The organism is Trebonia kvetii, from assembly GCF_007827045.1.
Lineage (GTDB): Bacteria > Actinomycetota > Actinomycetes > Streptosporangiales > Streptosporangiaceae > Trebonia > Trebonia kvetii.
Genome location: NZ_RPFW01000004.1, coordinates 534,555 through 552,663, shown reverse-complemented (window position 1 = coordinate 552,663; position 18,109 = coordinate 534,555). Strand labels below are relative to the sequence as shown.

The following is an 18,109-nucleotide window of genomic DNA, read 5'->3' as shown; positions in this document are numbered from 1 at the left end:
GGGGATGGCTCGGCCGGCGTGGGTTCTAACGATAGCGGGTCGCGGGCTGCGGGTGGGGGTCCCGCGCCGGCCGGTCCTCATTCAGGCGCCGGGTGGCACCGGCGCGTCGACGCGCACCTCCCAGCGGGCGCCAGGGGTGGCGGTGACCAGGACAAGGACCTTGCGCCCGGTGGCGATTCCCGTGGTGGGGCTGAAGTTGATGGACTGCGGGTCAAGCCGCGTGCCGCAGGGGATGCTCCAGTCGAGCCCGAGGCTCGGGCTCTTGAGCCTGGCGCGGCCCGTGCCCAGGCAGGCGAGCCAGAACACCAGGTCGGGCCCGGCCGTGATGTGCAGGTTGCGCGGCTTCTTGCCGGTCACCGCCTTCTGGATCTCCCGGTAGACGGTGTTGCGGTAGCCGCTCCAGGTCGCGGGCACCTGAAAGGTCGGGAAGTTGGTCGGCGACGCGGCCCGGGTGGGGCCGATCGCGGGCGAGTCGTTCGTGGCGCCGGCGGGCGCCGCCGAACAGCCCGCGGCGAGGAGCGGCACGGCCAGGCCAAGGCAGACGGCGGAGAAGGCACGGTTCGTACGGGTGCGCGGTGAGGCGGATGTCGCCACGTTCATGCCCTCCGTAGGAGCTAGCTTTCCGTTGCGAGGACTTCCAGTGCGTGCGCGAGGTCGTCGGGGTACGGCGACTCGAAGGTAACCTCCCGGCCGGTGGCCGGATGCTCGAATGACAGGCGAACCGCGTGTAGCCACTGGCGCGTCAGGCCCAGGTGGGCCGCGAGCACCGGATCGGCGCCGTACAGCAGGTCGCCGCAGCACGGGTGGCGCAGCGCAGCCATATGCACCCGGATCTGGTGGGTACGGCCGGTCTCCAGGCCCACGCTGACCAGCGACGCGGCACGGAACGCTTCTAGGGTGTCATAGTGCGTGACGGATGGCCGCCCATCCGCGACAACCGCGAAGCGGCCGTCGCCCGACGGATGACGGCCGATCGGCGCGTCGATCGTGCCGCGCAGCGGGTCGGGGTGGCCCTGGATGAGCGCGTGATAGGTCTTGGACACGGTGCGGTCCCTGAAGGCCTGCTTCAGCGCGCTGTAGGCGGGCTCGCTCTTGGCGACGACCATGACGCCCGTGGTGTTCGCGTCAAGCCGGTGCACGATGCCCTGCCGCTCGGCCGCACCGCTGGTGGCAACCCGGTGCCCGGCACCGAGCAGTCCGCCGATCACCGTCGGCCCGGTCCAGCCGGGTGTCGGGTGCGCCGCCACGCCGCGGGGCTTGTCGACCACCACGATGTCGTCGTCCTCGTAGACGATTCCCATGCCGGGGACCGGCTCGGCGATGACCGCCGGCTCGGCGCCCGGCGGGGGCGGCAGGACGACCGACAGCTCGGCGCCCGCCGTCACCCGGTCGGATTTCATCGCCTGCCTGCCGTCGAGGAGCACGTCGCCCGCGGCGATCAGGTCGGCCGCGCCGGTGCGCGAGAAGCCGAACATCCGGGCGATGGCGGCGTCAAGGCGTTCCCCGTCGAGTCCCTCAGGGACGAAGACGAGCCGCTCGCCCGCGCTCACCGGCCCGCCGACTCCGCGCCCGTGTCCGCCTGATTGCCTGTTTGCGTGCCGGAATCCCGCGACCCGGAAGACAGTTCGCCGCGCGTGCCGTCCAGGTGGTAGCCGCGCATCGCGAGGATGACCGTCAGGATGCCGCCGCAGACGATGGCGGAGTCGGCCAGGTTGAAGATCGGGTAGTACTTGGTCACCGCGATCCAGTCCACCACGTTGCCGCGGAACAGGCCGGGCGCGCGGAAGATGCGGTCGCCCAGATTGCCCATCGCGCCGCCGAGCAGCAGCCCGAGGGCGACCGCCCAGCCCACTGAGTAAAGCTTTCGCGCGGTCCGCGCGATGTAGACGACGACCGCGAGCGCGATCGCCGTGAACACGATCGTCTCGCCGGTGCCGACGCTGAACGCCGCGCCCGGGTTCCTTGTCAGCCACAGCATCAGCACATCGCCGAGCAGGTGGACCGGCTGGTCGGGCCGCAGGTGCGCGACCACGAGCGCCTTGCTCACGACGTCGGCGGCGAGCACGAACGCGGCGACGGCGGCAAGCACGGCCACCCGCCGCGTCTTGGTACGCGCCGGCTCGCCCTCGGGCGTACCCGCGGAGGTCAGCGGCGTTCCTGGCGCTGCTTGCACGTCACGCAGAGGGTCGCGCGCGGAAACGCCTGCAGCCGCGCCTTCCCTATCGGCTTGCCGCACGATTCGCACACTCCATATGTTCCGGCCTCGATCCGCACCAGGGCGTGCTCGGTCTGCTCGAGCAGCTCGCGCGTGTTGTTGCTGAGCGCGAGCTCATGCTCCCGCTCGAACAGCTTAGAGCTAGCGTCGGCCTCATCGTCCCCGGCTTCGGTCGCCGCGTCGCCCAGGCGGGCGGCGATCTGCGCCTGCGACTCGCCAAGCTCGGCGCGCAGCGCGACCGCTTCCTTCTCAAGCTCGACGCGGAGCTGGCCGAGCTCGGCATCGGACCACGGCTCCTCGCCCGGCCGCACCGGCAGATCGGCGGCGCTGTAAGGCGCAGCGGTCATATTCGGTTCCTCGGATCGTAGATTCGGACAGACAACGGAGGATACGGCTCGGCAGGCTTACCCGCAAACTCGTTCGGTAATAGCTGAACGGCGCGTGCAAGCGGTGCCGTCGCCGGCATCCACGAGAGGCAAACATTCCAGGGCGCGTCAGACATTCCACGATTCGCCCCTGGCAGAGAACCACCCCGGGGAATATCAGTGCGTCCGGCGGGGGCCAGCGGCAACCGCCGCAGCACGGCGGCCCGATACGATGGCGCTTTCTGCCATCGGGCCGCCGGGCGAGGACCCCCGGGGGGTACGGGGGGTCGTCCCCCCGGAGGAGGGCCGGGTTGCGCGCCCGATACGATGGCGCTTTTTGCCATCGGGCGCGCAACCCGGCGGGGTACGGGGGGGTCGTCCCCCCGGGAGATAGATCGGGGGCGTACCGAGTGTCGGATCTGAAGGACCAGGCCGCGCAGCGCCAGCCAGGCGGGCCGATGCCCGCGCTGCCTGCCCAGCCTGACCTGCCCGCGATCGAGCACGAGATGCTCGCCAGGTGGAACAAGGACCGCACGTTCGACGACTCGCTGCGGCAGACAGAAGGCGCGCCACGGTGGACGTTCTATGAGGGCCCGCCGACCGCGAACGGCATGCCGGGCGTGCACCACATCGAGGCCCGCGTGTTCAAGGACCTGTTCCCGCGGTTCAAGACCATGCAGGGCTTCCACGTCGTCCGCAAGGCCGGCTGGGACTGCCACGGGCTGCCCGTCGAGGTCGCCGTCGAGAAGGAACTGGGCCTTTCCGGCAAGAAGGACATCGAGGCCTACGGCGTCGCCGAGTTCAACGAGCGGTGCCGCGAGTCGGTGCTGCGGCACGTGGACGCGTTCTCCGCGCTCACCACCCGGATGGGCTACTGGATCGACCTGTCGACCGCCTACCGCACCATGGACGCGTCCTACGTCGAGTCGGTCTGGTGGGCGCTGAAGAGCATCTACGACAAGGGCCTGCTGGTGCGGGATTTCCGGATCAGCCCGTACTGCCCGCGGTGCGGCACGCCGCTTTCCGACCACGAGATGGGCCAGCCCGACGTGTACCGCGAGGTCGCCGACCCATCGGTCACGGTGCGGTTCCGTATTACCGACGTCCCCGATGGCGCGAACTCGCACCTCGTCGGCGCCGACCTGCTGGTCTGGACGACGACGCCGTGGACGCTTGTGTCCAACACCGCGATCGCCGTGCACCCGGACGTCGAGTACGTCGTCGCCCGCAAGTCTGGTGACGGTGACAAGGTGGTGGTCGCCGAGGCGCTCTGGCCGCGCGTGCTCGGCGACGGCTGGCATGTGCTCACCACGCTCCGGGGCGCGGAGTTGCTTGGGGCGAAATACACTCCACCGTTCCGGATCGTCGATATTCCCGGTGCCCACCGGGTGGTGAGCGGCACCTTCGTGACAACGGAGGACGGGACGGGCCTGGTGCACATGGCGCCGGCATTCGGCGCCGACGACCTGGCGGCCATCCGCGCCAACGCGATGCCGGTGGTGAATCCCGTGCGTCCGGACGGACGGTTCACGGAGGGGCTGCCGCTTGTCGGCGGGCTGTTCTTCAAGGACGCCGACGAGCCGCTGACCGCGGACCTCGCCGAGCGCGGCCTGCTGTTCGCCGCCGAGCGGCACGTGCACAGCTACCCGCACTGCTGGCGGTGCGGCACCACGCTGCTGTATTACGCGCTGCCCTCGTGGTACATCAGGACGACGGCGGTCAAGGACCAGCTGCTCGCGGAGAACGAGAAGACCAACTGGCAGCCGCCCGCGATCAAGGACGGCAGGTACGGCGAGTGGCTGCGCAACAACGTGGACTGGTCGCTGTCGCGGACCAGGTACTGGGGCACCCCGCTGCCGCTGTGGGAGTGCCCGTCGGAGCACGTGACCTGCGTCGGGTCGCTCGCCGAGCTCGGCGGGCTCGCCGGGCGCGACCTGTCGGGGCTCGACCCGCACCGGCCCTACGTGGACGACGTGACGTTCCCCTGCCCTGCCTGCGGGCTTGCCGCCGTGCGGGTGCCCGAGGTGACCGACGTCTGGTTCGACTCGGGATCGATGCCGTTCGCGCAGTGGGGTGCGCCGCACCGGAACGCCGAGTCGTTCTCCTCTGCCTACCCTGCCCAGTTCATCTGCGAGGCGATCGACCAGACGCGCGGCTGGTTCTACTCGCTGATGGCCGTCGGGACGCTGGTGTTCGGGCGGTCCGCGTACGAGAACGTCGTCTGCCTCGGGCTCGTCATGGACGAGCAGGGACGAAAGATGTCCAAGCATCTCGGCAACGTCATCGAGCCGATGGGACTGATGGACTCCCACGGGGCGGACGCGGTGCGCTGGTTCTTCGCCGCGTCCGGGTCGCCGTGGGGGCAGCGGCGGATCGGGCCTGGCGTGCTCGACGAGATCGTGCGGAAGGTGCTGCTCACCTACTGGAACACCGCGTCGTTCCTCGTGCTGTACGCGAATGCGGCCGGCACTGCTGAGTCCGGCGCTGCTGAGTCCGGCGGGCCGTGGACGCCGGAGGCGGCGGGGCGCGCGCCCACGCCGGCCGATCGGCCGCTGCTCGACCGCTGGCTGCTGTCGGAGGTGCACGCCTGCGTCAGGGACGTGACCGCGCTGCTTGAGACGTTCGACACGGCCGCCGCCGGACGGCGGCTCGCCGCGCTGATCGACGACCTGTCCAACTGGTACGTGCGGCGATCGCGTCGGCGATTCTGGGACGGGCCCGCGAGCGCCGACGGCGCGTCGGCGTTCGCCACCCTGCACGCCGCGCTGACGGCGGTCACCAAGCTGCTCGCGCCGGTGACGCCGTTCCTTTCCGACTACCTGTGGGGCGTGCTGCGGCCCGACGATGAGCCCGGCTCCGTGCACCTCGCGTCGTGGCCGACGTTCGACGCCGCGCTGATCGACCCGTCGCTGTCTTCGCAGATGGCGCTGGTCCGGCGGCTCGCCGAGCTTGGCAGGTCGGCGCGGTCCGCGGCGTCTGTGCGGACCAGGCAGCCGCTGTCGCGTGCCCTGGTGGGCGCCGCGGGATTCGGCTCACTCGCGCCCGCGCTGCGCGACCTTATCGCCGACGAGCTCAACGTCCGCGCGATCTCCTCGATCGACGAGGAAGGGCGTGAACTCGTCAGTCACACGGTCAAGCCGGAATTCCGCTCGCTCGGGCGCCGGTTCGGGTCGTCGACCCCTGCCGTGGCAGCCGCGATCCGCGCCGCCGACCCCGCTTCGCTCGCGCACGCGATCGCATCCGACGGCGGGACCGCCACCGTCGAGGTGCCGTCGCTCGGGTCGGTCACGCTGTCCGCGGAAGACCTGGTGGTGACGCAGACGCCGCTGGAGGGCTGGGGCGTGGCCACGGCGGGCGGCGAGACGGTGGCCCTGGACCTAGCGGTAACCGGCGAGCTGCGCGCGGAGGGATACGCCCGCGAGGTGGTGCGGCTCATCCAGGACGCGCGCAAGTCCGCCGGGCTCAAGGTCAGCGACCGGATCATGGTGCGCTGGTCGACTTCGGCTTCGACTTCGGCTTCGCCGGAGGGCGAGGTCGAGGCGGCGCTCGAGGCGCACGGCGCGCTGATCGCCGGTGAGGTGCTCGCGGTGTCGTTCGGACGCGGGTCGGATCCGGACGGTGATGCGGGCCCGGGCGATGGTGGTGGTTCCCGCGGCGGCGCTGGTTCCGGCGGGGGGTGGCACGCGTTCGCGGACGACGGGCTTGGCCTGCGGTTCTGGCTGGCAGTTGCCGCCGGCGGCTGACCGATCAGCGGGGATCGGGCGTTCGGCGGCGACGGCAAGCTTCTTGCTGTTATCCCTCGGGCTGGCAGGCGGCGCAGGGGGTGCAGCCGGCGTCCTTGGCCTCGGGGATCGTCATCTTCTGCACGTCGTCGTCGGGCATGAAGCGGATAAGGATGCAGTTCGGCTCGTGATACCTGGGCACGCCAGGGACCACGGTGACCTGGCCGGTCCCGGGCTTCGCGTCGGACGTGCCGACGTCGTCGGCCGTGTCGCTTGATGGCGACGCGTGCTCGGCATCCTCGGGGTGGTCGGCATCGTCGGCATCGTCGGCGTCCTCATCGGCGCTCTTGTCATCGACGCGAGCGTCATCAGCGCGAGCGTCATCCGCGCGCGCATCGTCGCCCGGGGCGTCGTCGTCCTCGTCCGCGGCGCTGCCCGCACCGGCCGCCGCGGCCTTGGCCGCGGAGGTGACCGCGGGGGTGATGACGGTTGACGGCTCGGGGTCGCGTGCTGGCTCGTCGGCGTCCGCTTGCTCATCGTCATCGAGCCAGGAATAGCGGGTGGGCCAGTCGTCGTCCGCGTCGCCGGTGCTCGCATCGCTCGCGCTTGAGTCGTCTGCCGTCGAGTCGCTCGTGCTCGAGTCACGCGCGCTAGAGGTGCCCGTGCTCTTCGCGGCGGCGGCTGGGCTCTTCGCGGCGGTGGCTGGCGAGACTGCCGCCTCGTCGTCGGCCGACTTGGGCGCGTCGCCCGACGGGCGGTCGTCGCCGCCGCGGCCATCCGCGGCCTGCTCGCCTGGGCGCTTGCCGCCGAGAGCGGGTTCGGCGCGAGTCGGTTCGGCGCGGGTCGGTTCGGCCCTGGTCGCGCCAGGAACGGGCTCGGCGCGGGTCGCGTCAAGCGCGGGCTCGGCTCGGGTCGCGTCGAGCACGGGCTGGGCACGGGTCGGCGCATCGCCTGGCGCGCCTGAGGCCTTGCCGGACGCGGAGTCCTTGCGGCTGTCGGCGGAGTCCCGGTTCGACCAGGACCAGCCACCGTCGGACGATCCCGATCCCGATCCCGCCCTAGCGGGACGGGAAGAACCCGCGCCGGTCGGCGGTTCCGCCGGCCGGTCGAACCAGCTAGGCGGGGCCGTCCCCGCGCCGGAACGCGTTCCGGCGCCAGAACTCGCTCCGGCACCGGGATTCGTTCCGGCCGCGGAATTCGCTCCCGCGCCGGGGGTGGCGGCGTGCCATCCCTGGGCTTGCCGCGCGCGGGCGGCATCGTCGGCCTCGGGGGCGTTCCAGCCGCCGCGGACACCGGATGACGACCCGGACGCAGACGCACCCGCGGCCGCGGGCCGGCGAGGGTCCTGCGCGGCCGGCGGCCACGGCTGACGGCTGTCCCGGTCGGCGGCCTGCCAGCCTGCCTGGGCCGGCTGAGGCTGCTGGCGCGCCCACGGGTCTTGCGCGGGCTTGCTTTCCCAGGGTGGCGCCGGGTCGGACGAGCGCCCGCCTGACGTGCTCGGCTGTGCGCTGGGCGCGGGCACCGGCTCAGGGAATGGAGCGGCAGGCCGTGCCTCACGCACGCCCTGCGGTGCCTGCTCCTGGCCGTCGCCGCCCCTATCGCCGGCGACGGCAGGCAGAACGGGGCTGGCGCCCGCGTTAGCGGGCACAAACCCCCGTTCCTCCCCGAAAAGCTCCTCGCGCTTAAGCACGACCCCGATCGCGAGGGCGACGAGCGCCACCGCGCTCACCACAATCGCGATGTAGACGAGCAGCAGCTTGCTGGTGGCGATGCCACCAATAAGCACCCCGATAGCAACCGCGACCAGTGCGGCGCTGAACCGGATCACCTGTTGTCTCCTTGTGTCCGGACGCGCCGGGGTTACTGCCTATCCCGTGCGGTTAGCGGCCGTCTGGGCGGAAGCCGCCCGCGTGCTCGGGAACCGCGTACTGAGCCGTCGTCGGTGCGGAGCCAGACACTCCGGTGCGCAGCGCAGGCTGGCCGAGGCCGGCCGGAAGCTGCGGCGGGGTGGGCGCCGCCGAGGGCGGCATCGCCGGGAACGTGCCACTGTCGGTGACACCGGCCTCAAGGTCGCGGAGCTGACCCTCCAGGTACGCCTTGAGCCTGCTGCGGTACTCACGCTCGAAGGCACGCAGGTCGTCCACCCGGCGCTCGAGCTCCTCGCGCTGGGTCACCAGCGAACCCATCGCCTGGCGGTGCCGCTCCTGCGCGTCCCGCTCCAGAGACTCGGCGCGGGCCCTGGCGTCACCGGTGATCTGCTCTGCCTGGCGGCGAGCCTTGGTGAGCACCTCGTCAGCCTCGCGGCGCGCCCTGCCGAGAGTCTCGTCCGCTTCGCGGCGAGCGTCGGCAATGGCCTGGTCGGCCGTCTGCTGCGCCAGTGAGAGCACGCGGGCTGCCGTATCCATGTTGTCCTCGACCGGGTGGTGCATCCGGTCCATCATCATGGGCTCGGGCCGACGCGACTCCATCGGCGGCTCGGACATCATCATGTCCGGCTTCGGGTCGGACAGCGGAGAGCTCAGCGCCATGGCTGGCTTCCCTCCGCCGCGCAGGACCTCGGCCAGCTTCGCCCGGAGCTCTTCGTTCTCCTGGATCAACCGGTCAAGCTCAGCCTCGACCTCGTCGAGGAAGGCGTCAACTTCTTCCTCGTCGTATCCAGGCCGGAGCCTGGTCGTACTGAACTGCTTGTTCCGCACATCCGCGGGCGTCAGCGGCATCTTGTCTCCTCGGCGCGCTTGGTTGTGTTCCTTAGCACCGTGTTCCTGAAGCACCGTGTTCCTCAGCACCGTACCTGCACAGCACGGTACAGGGTTCAAAGTCGCGGCACAGCCACCTGCAGCAAAATCAGTACCACGATGAACAGGACCATGAAGCTAAGGTCCAGAGATACTGTACCTAGCCGGAGGGGCGGGATGTAGCGACGTAGCAATTTCAGCGGCGGATCAGTAAGTGTGAAAATCCCCTCAGCCACTAGCTTGACGAAACGCGGCGGGTACCAAGGGCGCACGAATACGTTGATCCAGCTCAGGATCATGCACCCGATCAGCACCACGAGGTAGAGCGTCAGCAGGTAGGTAAGGACGACCTTGAGGATATCCATCACATCACCCGTTATCGGGCACGCCTGTACCCGCCCTTCGGCCTCCGCGCCCGCTAGCTCTGGTTGAAGAAGCCACGCTCTGCGATGCGCGCCTTGTCCTCCGCGGTCACCTCGACATTGGCCGGGGAGAGCAGGAAGACCTTGTTCGTCACCTTATCGATGGACCCGCGCAGGCCGAAGATCAGTCCTGCCGCGAAGTCGACGAGCCTGCGTGCGTCGCTGTCGACCATCTCGGTCAGGTTCATGATCACCGGGGTGCCCTCACGGAAGTGCTCACCGATGGTACGGGCTTCATTGTAGGTGCGCGGATGAAGTGTTGTGATCCGGGCGAGCTCGACCTGCCGAGGCGGAACGGCCACAACGTGGTCACTCACGTACTCACCGTATTCGGCGCGGACAACGGCCGCCTCCATGACCTCGGCGGGCTCGTCGTAGTCGTCGTATTCGTCATACGCTTCGTAGCCGTCCTGATACCGGCGATCGTCCTCCACGAGGCCAAGGTAGACCGCCATCTTGCGCATCGCGCTGGCCATCCTTCAGTCCTCCGTCGGTCCATAGCAACGCGTCGCCGCGTATCCAACACCCGTCAAATTGCCTTACGCGACGGACATTACCGGACCGGAACGCTTCTGTTGCCGAGCAACGCCGTACCAATTCTCAAGTGTGTCGCGCCGGCCGCGATCGCCGCCTCGAGGTCGCCGCTCATGCCCGCGGAGATGACAGAAGCGGCATTCCGGATAGAACGGACCACCTCGCTGAGGTCACGCAGCGGAGCGAACGCCGCCACCGGGTCCATGTCGAGCGGTGCCACCGCCATCAGTCCGCCGAGGATTAGCCCGGGCTCGGCCTCGACCGCCGCCGCGACCTCGGCGAGCCGGGCGGGCGGCACGCCGCCGCGCGCCGGGTCGCCTTCGGAGTCGACGAGCCTCTCGCCGCCGGCGTCCGCCGGGTCGAGGCTGACCTGCACAAGACACGTCAGGTCGCGGCCCGCGGCGCGGGCGGCCGTGCCGAGCGCGTGCACGAGACGTAGCCGGTCCACCGACTGCACCACATCCGCGTACTTGGCCACCCGGTGCGCCTTGTTCGTCTGCAGCTGCCCGATGAAGTGCCAGCGGATCGCCGGGCCATCGCTCGCGGCCACCTCGGCCGCCTTGGGCGCTGCCTCCTGGTCCCGGTTCTCGCCGAAGTCGTAAAGCCCGAGACCGGCCAGTGCCACGACGTCGGAGGCGGGGTAGGTCTTCGTGACGGCGATCAGCGTGAGCTCGCCCTCGTCCCGTCCCGCCGCCGCGCAGGCGGCGGCTATCCGCGACCTGACCCGTTCCAGGCGGCCGGCGAGTTCGGCACGCCGGGACAGCGGGTCGGTCCCGGAGGACCCGCCGCCGTCCGACGCCATCACTTGAGAAAGTCGGGGACGTCCAGGTCGTCTTCCTCTTCAAAGACCACGGGACGGCGACGGCCCGCGGTCACGTCGAAGACCTTGTCCTGCTTGGCGCGGCCGGAGTCCTTCCAGGACGGCGCGGAGCCCGGGGCGGAACCGCCCGCCGCCGCGTCCGTGCGGCCGGAGTCATAGCTTCCGTAGTCCTCGTCCTCATCGGGCGACACGAACGAGACCGGAGCGGGCACGTACCCGGCGGCCGCCTCGCCGGCGGGCTGCGCGGGCACCTCATTGTCCTGCCGGGCGCCGCTGGCCCCGTGCCCGGCGGCGCCGTTACCCGAGCCTGGCGCCTTGCCCGTGCCGCTGCCCGCGTTACCGGAGACGGGCGCCACGGAGACAGGCGAGCTCGACGCAGTCGAACCCGACACTGGCGGTGCCGCCACGGACGGGGCGTGCGCGGGTGCCTGAGCGGGCACCGCGGCGGCCGCGGCCGGGGCATGCCCTGGCGTGCCGGTCCCGGCGTGGCCGTGTCCCGCGGGAGAGGTCCCCGTGCCGCCCCAGGTGGCGGACGATCCGCCGGACGCGCCGTTCCCCGCGGCTGGACCCGCGCTTGCGCCGTTGCCCCCGGCCGAGCCGTTGCCCGGCGCCGCCGTCGGCCGGCCGTCGGACAGCGAGAACGCGGTTGCCGAAGGCGGCCGGGACGGGCGCTGCTCGTCGAACCCGGCCGCGATAACGGTCACTCGGACCTCGTCGCCGAGCGCGTCGTCGATCACCGCGCCGAAGATGATGTTGGCGTCGACCGCCGCCGAGTTCGCGACGAGCTGCGCCGCCTCGTTGATCTCAAACAGGCCCAGGTCGGAGCCGCCCTGAATGGAGAGAAGGACCCCGTGCGCGCCGTCGATCGAGGCCTCGAGCAGCGGCGAGGAGATCGCCATCTCCGCGGCCGCGACCGCCCGGTCATCGCCGCGCGAGGAGCCGATGCCCATCAGGGCGGACCCGGCACCCGACATGACGGACTTCACGTCCGCGAAGTCGAGGTTGATCAGGCCGGGCGTGGTGATCAGGTCGGTGATGCCCTGAACACCGGAGAGCAGCACCTGGTCGGCGGCCTTGAACGCGTCGAGGACGGAGACGTGCCGGTCGGAGATGGAAAGCAGCCGGTCGTTCGGAATGACGATCAGCGTGTCGACCTCGGCGCGCAGCCGCTCGATCCCGGTCTCCGCCTGGACGGCGCGGCGCTTGCCCTCGAACCCGAACGGGCGGGTCACCACGCCGATGGTGAGCGCGCCGAGCGAGCGGGCGACGCTCGCAACCACCGGCGCGCCGCCGGTGCCCGTGCCGCCACCCTCACCCGCGGTGACGAAGACCATGTCGGCGCCCTTGAGCACCTCTTCGATCTCCTCGCGGTGGTCCTCGGCCGCCCTCATGCCGACGTCCGGGTTGGCACCGGCGCCAAGACCGCGGGTCAGTTCCCTGCCGACGTCGAGCTTGACGTCGGCGTCGCTCATCAGCAGAGCCTGCGCGTCGGTATTGATCGCGATGAACTCGACGCCCTTGAGTCCCTCTTCGATCATGCGATTAACGGCGTTAACGCCGCCGCCGCCGATACCGACGACCTTGATGACCGCCAGATAGTTCTGCGGTGCTGCCACGAGGAGGGTACCTTTCCGCTCGCTTCTCCCTGCCCGGGTCTTGCGCCTTTCGCGCCTGCCCCAGCCCCGGCCCTGCTGGCTGTCCTGACCGTTCACGCCGTCCGCGCCCCTCATGGCGACTAGCCCACGGAATTCGCGGCCGAATGCCCCGGCCTGCCGCCGAACGCCAATTGCGTAACCGCAACTCGGCGGCCTCAGGTTTCACCTTCAGGTTGAGATTTAGAGTTTTGTCTTCCTAACGATTGATAGGGACAGTAGGGTGGTGAGCCGGCGTGGTCAACTAGCCACGCTCGAACGGCATGCGCGCGTGTCGCGGGCCACATTTCCTTGGCGTTACCTGGTGACGACGGTGCCCGGAGCACTCACGTCAACGTAGCGCGCCTTGCCCGGCAGCAGGATGGCGAGCTCGCGGTTCTTCTGTCCCGCGAGGCCAGGGCCGCCCCAGAGCACGGTCTTGCCGGTCCTCAGGTGCAGGGTCACCTGCTGGCTCGCCGGGTCGCCGCTTCCCGTCGGCTGGGTCACGCTCATCTGCACCACCTGGCCCGCCAGCCAGCGTTGAAGCTCGGCGAGCACGGCCGCGGCGGCGGAGACGCTCGGCGCCCCGGCCAGGGCGCTGCCCGGTAGCGACGTCAGCAGCTGCGGCAGGGCGACCGGACGGTTTTTCGCCCACCGCACGGGCACCCCGGTGGGGTCGACAAGGTCATAGCCGCCGCCCGCCATCTTGACCGCGAGCACGGGGACCCGCTCGGTGACCGCGATGACCAGGTGGTCGGGCCAGTCCTTCGTCACCCGCGCGGACGCGACCTGCGGTATGGCCTCAACCCGGCGGGCTACCGCCCCGGTGTCGACGCGCAGCAGCGGCGTGCCGGGCGGCACGTCGGCGGCGGCGATCACCCGCGAGGAGCCGACCAGGTGCGTCCCGGTCACCGTCACCGAGCGCACCACGAGCAGCCGGTCGCCGAGCAGGGCCCAGCCCACCCCGGCCACGATCGCGAACGCGGCGAGTGCGAAGAAGGCCACCCGCCACCGGCGGCCGCGTCTGCGCGCTCCCCGCCGCGGCCCCGGTGCCCGGCTACCGCCAGCGCCGGGAACCCCGGCGGAGTTCAGCCGCGGCACGCCGCCCGCCGCGGCGGTCGCGGTGGCCGCGGACGCCGGGGACGGCGTGCGGCCGGCGTCGCTTCCGACGCCCGGCGTGGCGTCGCTCATGGCCGGCCGGACTCTGGTGCGCCCGCCGCCCCGGCGATCTCGGCGAGGATGAGCGGGCCGGTCTTGGTGATGTCGCCCGCGCCCATGGTCAGCACCAGGTCACCGGGCGCGGCCAGCGCGGCGACGAACTTGGGAACGTCGGCGGAGTCCGCGAGGTAGTGAGCGGCGCCGCCCGGCACGGCGTCCGCGACGAGCCGGCCGCTGACCCCCGGCTCCGGGTCCTCGCGGGCCGCGTACACGTCGAGCACCACGGCCTCGTCGGCAAGCGCGAGAGCGGCGCCGAACTCGGCGGCGAAGATGCGCGTCCTGCTGTACAGGTGCGGCTGGAAGACGGCGATGACCCGCCCGGCGCCGCCGGTGATCTGCCGCGCGGCGCGCAGGTCGGCGGCGAGCTCGGTCGGATGGTGCGCGTAGCTGTCGAGCACCCGGACGCCGCCCGCCTCGCCCTTCGGCTCGAGCCGGCGCGCGGCACCCCGGTAGCCGGCCAGGGCGCGCGCCGCGACGTCCGGCGTGACCCCGAGTTCGACGGCGGCGGCAAGCGCCGCGGCCGCGTTCAGCGCGTTGTGCAGTCCAGGCACGCCGATTTCGCAATTAATCGGCCCGAACGGGTTCGGCTGACCCTGATCGGCACCGCTCGTCCCCGACAGGCGCGGCGGCACGGTCAGCGAGAACCTGGTGCGCATGCCGTCCGCCGCCACGTCCGTCACCAGGTAATCGGCATCGGGTGACAGGCCGTAGGTGACGACCCGCAGGCCAAGGTCGCGCGCGTGGGCGGCGAGCTCGGCGGTTCCCTGGTCGTCGGCCGAGGTGACAAGCAGGCCGCCGGGTTCGACGCGGTCGATGAAGGCGCGGAACGAGGCCCGGTAGGCATCTTCTGTGCCGTAGTTGTCGAGATGGTCGGCCTCGACGTTGGTGACGACGGCGACATCCGGCGCGTACATGAGGAACGACCCGTCGCTCTCGTCCGCCTCGGCGACGAAGTCCCCGCCGGGCCCGTCGGCCGCGCCGGTGCCCGTCGCGCCCAGTACGCCGCCGATCGAGTAGCTGGGTCCGGCGCCGGTCTCGAGCAGGATCGTGGTGATCATCGACGTGGTGGTCGTCTTGCCGTGCGTCCCGGTGACGGCGGTCACCCGGCGGCCCGTCATGAGCGAGGCGAGCGCGGCGGCCCGGTGCAGCACCCGCAGGCCGCGCCGCCTGGCTTCCGCGAGCTCGGGGTTGCTGTCCCTGATCGCGCTCGACACGACAACGGTGTCCACGTCGCCGAGCTGGCCGGCCGCGTGGCCGACATGCACTCGCGCGCCAAGGACGGCGAGCTCGTCAAGGGCGGCGGAGGCGGCCGAGTCGCTGCCGGACACCGCGGTGCCGCGGGCAAGCATGATGCGGGCGATACCGGACATGCCGGCGCCGCCGATGCCAACGAAGTGAACGCGCCCAAGCTCACCGAGCGGTACCGGCTCGGTAGGAGTCACCAGCCCGCTCATACAGCCACCTCGCTGGCGCTCGGAGTCCGCATTCGCGGACGCACAGTACTTACCGATTCGCTCGCAAGCTCGCTCATCGGGCCTGCCGGTGGCGGCCACCGCCCTGGCCCGAGGGCCGCTGCTGACCGTCGCTCTGCGGCGGTCTTGCCTGGTACTGCTGCCCCTGGCCGCCTGACGGCTGCTGTCTCGCGCTGTGCGGGGTGAACAGGCTCCCCGGCTCCGGCGCTGACGGCGCGACCGGCGGCACGGGCCTGGCTGACTGGGCGGGCCGGTCCGGCGGGACGGGCCGCGCCGGCTGGGCGGGCCTGCCTGGCTGGGACGGCCAGTCTGGCTGGGCGGGCGAGGCGGGCTTGGCGGGCCAGTCCGGCTGGGCGGATGGGGCGGGCTGGGCGGCAGCGGGCCGGCCCTGGCCGCCGCCTGGCTTCGCCCCGGTGCGGCCCGCGGTCTCCGCTGCCACGATCTCGATGACCGCCTTCGCCAGCCAGCGGTCCGCGTCCCTGCGGCCGAGCGCGGCCGCCGCCTCTGACATGCCCGCTACCTGGTCGATGTTGGTCAGCACGGGAAGTAGCGAGGTCTTGATCCAGTCCGCGGTCAGCTCCGCGTCCTCGACGAGCAGGCCGCCGCCGCGCTGCACGATCGGCAGCGCGTTGAGCCGCTGCTCACCGTTGCCGATCGGCAGCGGCACGTACGCGGCGGGCAGCCCGACGGCGGTGAGCTCCGCACAGGTCATCGCCCCTGCCCGGCACAGCGCGAAGTCCGCGGCCGCGTACGCGAGGTCCATCCGGTCCACGTAAGGGACCATCACGTAGGGCACGGTGCCGCCGGCCGCCTGGCCCGCCTCGCGCTGCACCTCGTCGGCGTTCTTCGGCCCCGTCACCTGCAGGATCTGCACCCCGGCGCTCCTGATCGCGCCGACCGCGCCGGCCAGCGCCCTGTTGATCGACTTGGCACCCTGGGAGCCACCGGTGACGAGCAGCACCGGCAGGTCGGGGCGGAGCCCGAAGTGCGCGCGCGCCTTGTCGCCGAGCGCGAACCGGTCGAGTTCCGCGATCTGCCGCCTGATCGGCAGCCCCAGGTACCTTGCGTTGCGCAGCTTGGTGTCCGGATTCCCGGTGAACACGTGCGTGGTGAGGTGGGCGCCGAGCCGGTTGGCGATGCCCGGCGAGGGATTCGCCTCGTGCACCACGATCGGCACCTTGTGCCGCTTGGCGGCCAGGTAGGCGGGCGTGGCGACGTAGCCGCCGAAGCCGACGAGCACGTCGGCGCCGACCCGGTCGAGAATGGCGCCCGTGGCGTGGATGGCCCCGGCCAGCCGTCCCGGTACGGTGAGCAGCTTGGGCGTCACCGACCTGGGCAGCGGCACCGCGGGTATCAGCTCGAGCGGGTAGCCGCGCAGCGGCACCAGCCGGGTTTCGAGGCCGCGCTGGGTGCCGAGACAGATCACCTCGATGCTGCTGTCGGCCTCACGAAGCGCGTCGGCGAGCGCCAGAGCGGGCTCGATATGTCCGGCTGACCCACCGCCAGCTAGCACCACCCTCATCGAAACGCTCCTCGCTCCTCACCCGGCATCATCGGCCCGCGGGGCTGACTACCTACGTCCCGCGCCGCGTCCCCTGGCGTAGCCAGCTTAGAGCGCGTCTGGCCGGGAAGGGACCGCGTGCGGCCAAAGCCTGGGTTGCTCCGGGTACCCGCCGCGCGAACGACATGAGCATACCTAGCCCCACCATCGTCACCAGCACGGACGACAAGCCCTTGGACACCAGCGGCAGCGGCACGCCGGTGATCGGGAACACCCCGATCACCGCGCCGATGTTCACCACGGCCTGAACCACGATCCACGTGGTGATCGCGGCGGACAACAGCCGGCTGAACGTGTCGGCCGACTGCCGCGCCACCCGCAGCCCGGCGTACGCGAGGCCGCCGAACAGCGCGGTCACGCAGAGCGTGCCCACCAGGCCCAGTTCCTCGCCGATGATCGCGAAGATGAAGTCGGTCGTCGACTCGGGCACGTAGCCCCACTTCTCGCTGCTCGCGCCGAGCCCCACGCCGAACAGGCCGCCAGAACCGAGCGCGTACTTCCCCTGGATCGGCTGCTGGTTGGGGCCCATCGCATCGGTGCTCGACGGGTTCCAGAACTCCATCAGCCGCTCCGCCCGGTAGCCCTTGGCCACCACGAGCAGCACGAGTACCAGGCCCATCAGGATCAGCATGCCGGTGAAGACCCGCCCGGGCGTGCCGACGATCCAGAGCAGCGCGAGGAAGATCATCAGCAGGATGTACGTGGTGCCGAGGTCGTCACCCGCCATCACGAGCAGGGCGAGCACGCCAGTGCCGGGAAGCAGCGGCACGAGCATGTGCCGCCAGTCCGTGAGCATGCCCAGCTTTTCCTTGCGGGCCAGCAGGTCGGCGCCCCATACGGCGAGCGCGAGCTTCGCGAGTTCCGACGGCTGGAAGGTGAGCGAGCCGCCCAGGTCGATCCACCGGGTCGCGCCGCCGATCGACTTGCCCACCCCGGGAATGAGGGTCAGCCCGAGCCCGATGATGGAGACCGCGAGCAGCGGGTACGCGGCGGCGCGGAACAGCCGGGGTGACGAGCGCGCCGCCACCCACAGGACGGGAACCCCGATGAGCACGCCCCCAAGCTGCAGCTCGAAGTCGTGGTAGGGCGACTCACCCTGCGTCAGGTCCGCCACCGACGCCGTGGAGAGCACCATCACAAGGCCCAGGCAGAGCAGCAGTGTGGTGATTCCCACGATCAGGTAGTACGGCGTCAGCGGCCGGGCGAGTAGCGCGCGCGCACCGTGCACCCGCAGGGCGACGCCGTCGACGCCAATGCGGTCGCGCCAGGCCGGCCTGACCGGACCCTCAGCGCCGGCCGGCACGGGAGAGCCGTCAAGGCCGGCAGTGCCTGCGGTGCCAGATGTGCTTGCGGTGCCGGCGGGGCCGGAGTCTGCGGTGCTCGCCACGCGGACATACATGTCCTCTAGTTTCTG

At 71.2% G+C, this 18,109-nt stretch carries 14 protein-coding genes and 1 pseudogene; 1 reads left to right on the top strand and 14 read right to left on the bottom strand.

From position 1 onward, the window contains the following. Positions 1 to 81: 81 nt before the first annotated feature. The 4 genes from EAS64_RS22470 to EAS64_RS22455 all read right to left on the bottom strand — a co-directional run bounded on the left by EAS64_RS22470 (position 82) and on the right by EAS64_RS22455 (position 2,562). Positions 82 to 600: a hypothetical protein gene (locus EAS64_RS22470; protein WP_145855741.1), complete on the bottom strand. Its 519-nt coding sequence runs from the start codon at positions 598 to 600 to the stop codon at positions 82 to 84. A 14-nt stretch (positions 601 to 614) separates the two neighbouring features. Further along, a complete protein-coding gene (locus tag EAS64_RS22465) occupies positions 615 to 1,475 on the bottom strand; it encodes an RluA family pseudouridine synthase (RefSeq protein ID WP_145856668.1) in 861 nt (286 codons plus the stop codon). A gap of 71 nt (positions 1,476 to 1,546) precedes the next feature. Continuing rightward, a complete protein-coding gene (gene lspA / locus EAS64_RS22460; protein ID WP_246115813.1) occupies positions 1,547 to 2,173 on the bottom strand; it encodes a signal peptidase II in 627 nt (208 codons plus the stop codon). Beyond that, positions 2,146 to 2,562 (bottom strand): TraR/DksA family transcriptional regulator, encoded by a 417-nt coding sequence (locus EAS64_RS22455; RefSeq protein WP_145855739.1) that lies wholly within the window; start codon positions 2,560 to 2,562, stop codon positions 2,146 to 2,148. Before EAS64_RS22455 ends, lspA begins: the two co-directional genes overlap by 28 nt. A 476-nt stretch (positions 2,563 to 3,038) precedes the next feature. Here EAS64_RS22455 and ileS point away from each other — a divergent pair, with 476 nt between their 5' ends. Beyond that, a complete protein-coding gene (ileS, locus tag EAS64_RS22450) occupies positions 3,039 to 6,323 on the top strand; it encodes an isoleucine--tRNA ligase (protein ID WP_145856664.1) in 3,285 nt (1,094 codons plus the stop codon). 49 nt (positions 6,324 to 6,372) lie between these two features. Here ileS and EAS64_RS22445 read toward each other — a convergent pair whose 3' ends face one another. The 10 genes and pseudogenes from EAS64_RS22445 to ftsW form a co-directional block, all read right to left on the bottom strand. Then, on the bottom strand, positions 6,373 to 8,130 hold the full coding sequence (locus EAS64_RS22445) for a hypothetical protein (protein ID WP_145855737.1): 1,758 nt from the start codon (positions 8,128 to 8,130) through the stop codon (positions 6,373 to 6,375). A 52-nt stretch (positions 8,131 to 8,182) separates the two neighbouring features. Next, positions 8,183 to 9,019 carry a DivIVA domain-containing protein gene (locus tag EAS64_RS22440; protein ID WP_145855735.1) on the bottom strand — a complete coding sequence of 279 codons (837 nt, stop codon included), beginning with the start codon at positions 9,017 to 9,019 and terminating at the stop codon, positions 8,183 to 8,185. Between the two features lie 95 nt (positions 9,020 to 9,114). Beyond that, positions 9,115 to 9,402: a YggT family protein gene (locus EAS64_RS22435; RefSeq protein ID WP_145855733.1), complete on the bottom strand. Its 288-nt coding sequence runs from the start codon at positions 9,400 to 9,402 to the stop codon at positions 9,115 to 9,117. 53 nt (positions 9,403 to 9,455) lie between these two features. Beyond that, positions 9,456 to 9,935 (bottom strand): cell division protein SepF, encoded by a 480-nt coding sequence (locus EAS64_RS22430; RefSeq protein WP_145855731.1) that lies wholly within the window; start codon positions 9,933 to 9,935, stop codon positions 9,456 to 9,458. A 77-nt stretch (positions 9,936 to 10,012) separates the two neighbouring features. Beyond that, on the bottom strand, positions 10,013 to 10,795 hold the full coding sequence (locus EAS64_RS22425; protein WP_145856662.1) for a YggS family pyridoxal phosphate-dependent enzyme: 783 nt from the start codon (positions 10,793 to 10,795) through the stop codon (positions 10,013 to 10,015). Continuing rightward, the gene (gene ftsZ / locus EAS64_RS22420; protein ID WP_145855729.1) at positions 10,795 to 12,429 is read right to left on the bottom strand and encodes a cell division protein FtsZ; all 1,635 of its coding nucleotides are present in this window, start codon (positions 12,427 to 12,429) and stop codon (positions 10,795 to 10,797) included. Before ftsZ ends, EAS64_RS22425 begins: the two co-directional genes overlap by 1 nt. A gap of 333 nt (positions 12,430 to 12,762) precedes the next feature. Beyond that, positions 12,763 to 13,635: a cell division protein FtsQ/DivIB gene (locus tag EAS64_RS22415; RefSeq protein ID WP_145855727.1), complete on the bottom strand. Its 873-nt coding sequence runs from the start codon at positions 13,633 to 13,635 to the stop codon at positions 12,763 to 12,765. After that, a complete protein-coding gene (murC, locus tag EAS64_RS22410; protein WP_145855725.1) occupies positions 13,632 to 15,116 on the bottom strand; it encodes a UDP-N-acetylmuramate--L-alanine ligase in 1,485 nt (494 codons plus the stop codon). The genes EAS64_RS22415 and murC overlap by 4 nt, the downstream gene beginning before the upstream one ends. Before the next feature lie 445 nt (positions 15,117 to 15,561). Beyond that, positions 15,562 to 16,656 (bottom strand): annotated as a pseudogene (gene murG, locus EAS64_RS22405) (undecaprenyldiphospho-muramoylpentapeptide beta-N-acetylglucosaminyltransferase); the annotation flags it as partial. A 52-nt stretch (positions 16,657 to 16,708) separates the two neighbouring features. Next, entirely contained in the window at positions 16,709 to 18,082 is a 1,374-nt protein-coding gene (gene ftsW, locus EAS64_RS22400; protein ID WP_246115812.1) for a putative lipid II flippase FtsW, read from the bottom strand. Between the last annotated feature and the right edge of the window lie 27 nt (positions 18,083 to 18,109).